At 73.2% G+C, this 3,970-nt stretch carries 5 protein-coding genes; 3 read left to right on the top strand and 2 right to left on the bottom strand.

From position 1 onward, the window contains the following. The first annotated feature begins 381 nt into the window (after positions 1 to 381). The 3 genes from GWI24_RS41665 (at position 382) to GWI24_RS41655 (ending at position 2,093) form a co-directional block, all read left to right on the top strand. Positions 382 to 714 carry a plasmid stabilization protein gene (locus tag GWI24_RS41665; RefSeq protein WP_210951218.1) on the top strand — a complete coding sequence of 111 codons (333 nt, stop codon included), beginning with the start codon at positions 382 to 384 and terminating at the stop codon, positions 712 to 714. Between the two features lie 127 nt (positions 715 to 841). Further along, entirely contained in the window at positions 842 to 1,327 is a 486-nt protein-coding gene (locus GWI24_RS41660) for a DUF6098 family protein (protein ID WP_210951217.1), read from the top strand. 139 nt (positions 1,328 to 1,466) lie between these two features. Further along, positions 1,467 to 2,093, top strand: a complete 627-nt coding sequence (locus tag GWI24_RS41655; RefSeq protein WP_210951216.1) for a YigZ family protein — start codon at positions 1,467 to 1,469, stop codon at positions 2,091 to 2,093. A gap of 50 nt (positions 2,094 to 2,143) precedes the next feature. On the opposite strand, the gene GWI24_RS41650 is transcribed toward GWI24_RS41655, so the two are convergent. Continuing rightward, positions 2,144 to 3,658 carry a sensor histidine kinase gene (locus tag GWI24_RS41650; RefSeq protein ID WP_210951215.1) on the bottom strand — a complete coding sequence of 505 codons (1,515 nt, stop codon included), beginning with the start codon at positions 3,656 to 3,658 and terminating at the stop codon, positions 2,144 to 2,146. Then, on the bottom strand, positions 3,655 to 3,970 hold a 316-nt coding region (locus GWI24_RS41645; RefSeq protein ID WP_210951214.1), incomplete at its 5' end, for a winged helix-turn-helix domain-containing protein. The genes GWI24_RS41650 and GWI24_RS41645, both read right to left, overlap by 4 nt.

Below are 3,970 nucleotides of genomic sequence, written 5' to 3'. Positions count from 1 at the left end.
ACGCGCACAGCGCCGTGGGCACCACCCACCACAGGCTGACCACGCTCAACCCGGCGGCGGCGATGGTGGCCGCCAGTGGCAGGTGTCCGCCCCAGGGAGCCCACGGGCGGCCGCCGGATCCGGTCGTGTGTGTCTGTGTCGTCATGTCCCCCACCCGCGTGATCAGCCGACTCGCAGAGGTGACCTTACGAAGACGGGGGACCGGCGGACACTGCCGAAAGACCAATCCCGCGCATCGCGCACACCGCACGGCATCCGGCCGACGCCCAGGAGACGCATGCTGGTTATAGGGGAGGGAGCGAGGGGAACCCGACTCATGCGGTCGGCGATCACCACCGCCGGCCGCCACCGACCGAGGGGGCGGAAGGAGAGGAAGACACCATGCCCGCAGGATCCAGCCGTAAGCGTGAACGGCAGTACGAGCACATCAAGGAAAGCGCCGAGCAGCGCGGCGCGTCCACCGGCCGGGCGAAGGAAATGGCCGCCCGTACGGTCAACAAGGAGCGCGCCCGCTCGGGCGAGTCCAGGAGCGCCAGCAGGACCTCGACCCAGGACCCGAAGTCCGCGCCGCAGCGTGGCGGCCAGCGCTCCGGCAACCGGACGGGGCCGAAGGGCCCGACCCGCGACCAGCTGTACAACGAGGCCAGGCAGCGCGGCATCGAGGGCCGCTCCAATATGACCAAGGACCAGCTGGCCAAGGCCCTGGGCCGCTGACCCGGAGGCCACGGCACTTCCCTGGCGGGACGCCGCCCTTCCCGCCGAGCAGCGGGGCGGGCGGCGTCCGTGCGGTCGGGGAGGGCGGCGGATTGGCGGCGTCGGGCGCGGGTACTCAAGGGCGATCATGCCAGGCACAACACTCCCCACCTACACCGCTCTGCACCAGCTCGTGGAGTTGATCGAGCAGGGGCCTCCGGTCTTCGTCCGCTGGTCCCGTGGGCCCGAGGCGGACCTGGAAGGCAGTGCGGTCAGCCGGGACGGGCTCACCGGCATGAAGATGCCTGGTCTGTCGGCCAACCCCCTGGTCTTCGAGGAATGGGCGAAGGACCTGCCCACGACCGTCTGGGTCGCCCGGAGGCTGTGCGACTACATCCACCTCCGGGACGACGACCAGGGCTCCGCCGATGTCCGCCCCTGGGTGCTCAAGGGGGAGGAGACCGGCCGGGGGCCGGACAACGAACCCCTGGTCCGCGATGTGGAGCCCGTCGCCTGGATCGCCGAGAGCGTGATCGCCGAAGCCGAGGACGTGGTGGCACACCAGCGGGGCGCGTGGGGGCCCTTGCACCGACCGGCCCGGTTCGGCCGTGGCGGAAGCGGCGGAAAGGGGTGAGCGGGCGCATCCCCTCAGCGCCGTGGGTTTCCGCCCGAGCGGCTGCCGCGTACGCGTGACCGGCGCGGCCGCGCACCCCTGACCGCCGCGGCCGCGCACGCGTGAGAAGCGCACGGGAGCCGGGACATAAGGTGGCCTGATGCAGGAGCGGTACCGGACGGTCGCGCGCGAGGGCGTGCACGAGATCGAGATCAACAGATCGCGCTTCCTCTGCACGCTCGCGCCCGCCGCGACCGAGCAGGAGGCGCAGGACGTCATCCAGCGGGTCAGGAAGGAGCACCCCACCGCCACCCACAACTGCTTCGCCTATGTCATCGGCGCGGACGGCGGTGTGCAGAAGGCGAGCGACGACGGGGAGCCGGGCGGCACGGCCGGGGTGCCGATGCTGCAGATGCTGCTGCGCCGCGAGATCCGGTACGCGGTGGCCGTCGTCACCCGCTACTACGGGGGCGTGAAGCTCGGTGCGGGCGGTCTGATCCGGGCCTACGGCGGCGCGGTCGGCGAGGCGCTCGACGCGCTGGGCACCGTCACCCAGCAGCGGTTCCGGCTGGTGACCGTCACCGTGGACCACCAGCGGGCCGGAAAGCTGGAGAACGATCTGCGGGCGACGGGGCGGGCGGTCCGGGAGGTGCGTTACGCCGAGGCCGTGACGATCGAACTGGGGCTGCCCGACGCGGATGTGGACGCCTTCCGCGACTGGCTGGCGGACACCACCGCGGGCACCGCCGCGCTGGAGCTCGGCGGCGAGGCGTACCAGGACGCGTAAGGGCGGCCCGGGCTTTACGTGTCACCAGGACACGTAAGGACGGCCCCGGCTTACGCCGGTGAGCGCACCGAGGGCGGGGGCGGAGCGGACTCCGGTGCGCTCCGGTCGCCCCGGGCTCTCCGGGGCAGGCCGATTCTGGACGGGCGGCCCTGGGACGCGCGGGGCGCGGGCCGCAGCCGGATCGCGGCGTCGAGGCCGCCACCGGGCGCCCGGGCCAGGGTGGCCTCCCCTCCGCTCGCATGGGCGAGCCGCTGCACCAGCGACAGACCCAGACCGGTGCCGCCCTTCGGGGCGTCGGGGGCGCGCCAGAAGCGGTCGAAGGCGCGGCGCCGCTGATCGGCGGTCATGCCGGGCCCCTCGTCGATGACATGCAGCTCGACCCAGGCGGGCCGCGTCGGGAGATGGCGGCGGTCGGCGGCCGAACCGCGCAGCACCATGGTGACGGTGGAGCCCGGGGGCGTGGCACGCAGCGCGTTGGAGAGCAGATTGTCCAGGATCTGCTCGATGGCTCCGGGCACCGCGAGCGCCTGGCCGACCCGGTCGCCGAGCAGGGCGAGATGGGCCTTGTGCTGGTCGAAGAGCGGGCTCCAGGTGAGCAGGCGCTCGGCGCACACCTGGTCCAGGTCGACCGGTTCGGGGGTGACGGCGCTCTCCTCCAGCCGCGCCATCGCCAGCAGCCCCCCGACCATCCGGGCCAGCCGGTCGGTCTCGGTTATCGCGGCGCTGAGACTGTCCCGGGCGTGCCCGGTCATCTCCGCCTCCAGATTGTCCAGCCGCAGCCGCAGCGCCGCCAGCGGCGTCTTGAGCTGGTGGGACGCCTCGGCGGCGAACGCGCGCTGGGAGGCCAGCAGATGCTCCAGCCGGGCGGCGGTCTGGTTGAAGGTGGCGGCGAGGCTGCGTACCTCCGGCGGGCCGGAGGTCACGGGCGCGGGCGTGGTGAACCGGCCGTCGGCCAGTCGGTGCGCGAACCGCTCCAGCTCCAGGATGGGACGGCTGGCCCAGCGGGCGAAGACCAGCCCCACGGCGGCGACGGCCGTGAGGATCGCGAGCCCGCCCACGGCCAGCAGCAGCCAGGTCCGGTGGACCCGGGCCTCCACCGCGTCGGTGGGGACGGTGAGGCGCACCGCGCCCTGCAGCTCGTCGCCGTGGACCACGGGTGCGGCGACCGAGAGATAGCGGACGCCGCCGATGGTGGAGGTCCGGACGTCGATCGCGTCCCGGCCGCGCAGCGCGGCGGCGATCTCGGGGCGCGACACCAGGTTCCGCGACTCCGTGGCGGACAGCGGATGCGAGGTCGCCAGCAGCCGGCCGTCGTCGCCGACGATGACCACCCTGCCCCGGATGCGTTCGGCACAGTGCCGCGCCCGGTGCGGCAGCTCGCGCTGCTCCCGGCCCGCCATGATGGACAGCGAGGCGAACGCGGACACCGACTCGGCCTCGTCCTCCGCCGAGGAGATGATCCGCTCTCGCTCGGCTCTGCCGTAGACATAGCCGAGCGGTATGCCCAGGCTCAGCAGGGTCAGTACGGCGAGGCTCAGATATCCGAGCAGCAGACGTCGGGTCACGGCCGGGCGGCCTCCGGGACCCCCGAACGGGTCCCCGCCGGGACTCCCGAGTGGACGGCGAGACGGAAGCCGACCCCGCGCAGGGTCTGGATCCAGGCCGGATCGCCCAGCTTGCGGCGCAGAGTGGCGATGTGCACGTCCAGGGTCTTGGTCGGCCCGTGGAAGTGCGGGTCCCAGACGCGGTCGAGGATCTGCTGGCGCGAGTACACGGCGCCGGGGTCCTCGGTGAGCAGGGCCAGCAGCTCGAACTCCTTGGGGGTGAGGCTGACGGGTGCGCCGCCCACCCACACCTGACGCGTCCGGCGGTCCACG

Source organism: Streptomyces sp. MK37H, from assembly GCF_018035285.1.
In the GTDB taxonomy this organism is placed as follows: Bacteria; Actinomycetota; Actinomycetes; order Streptomycetales; family Streptomycetaceae; genus Streptomyces; species Streptomyces endocoffeicus.
The sequence above is the reverse complement of the archived record's forward strand: the minus strand, read 5'-3'. Positions and strand labels throughout refer to the sequence as shown.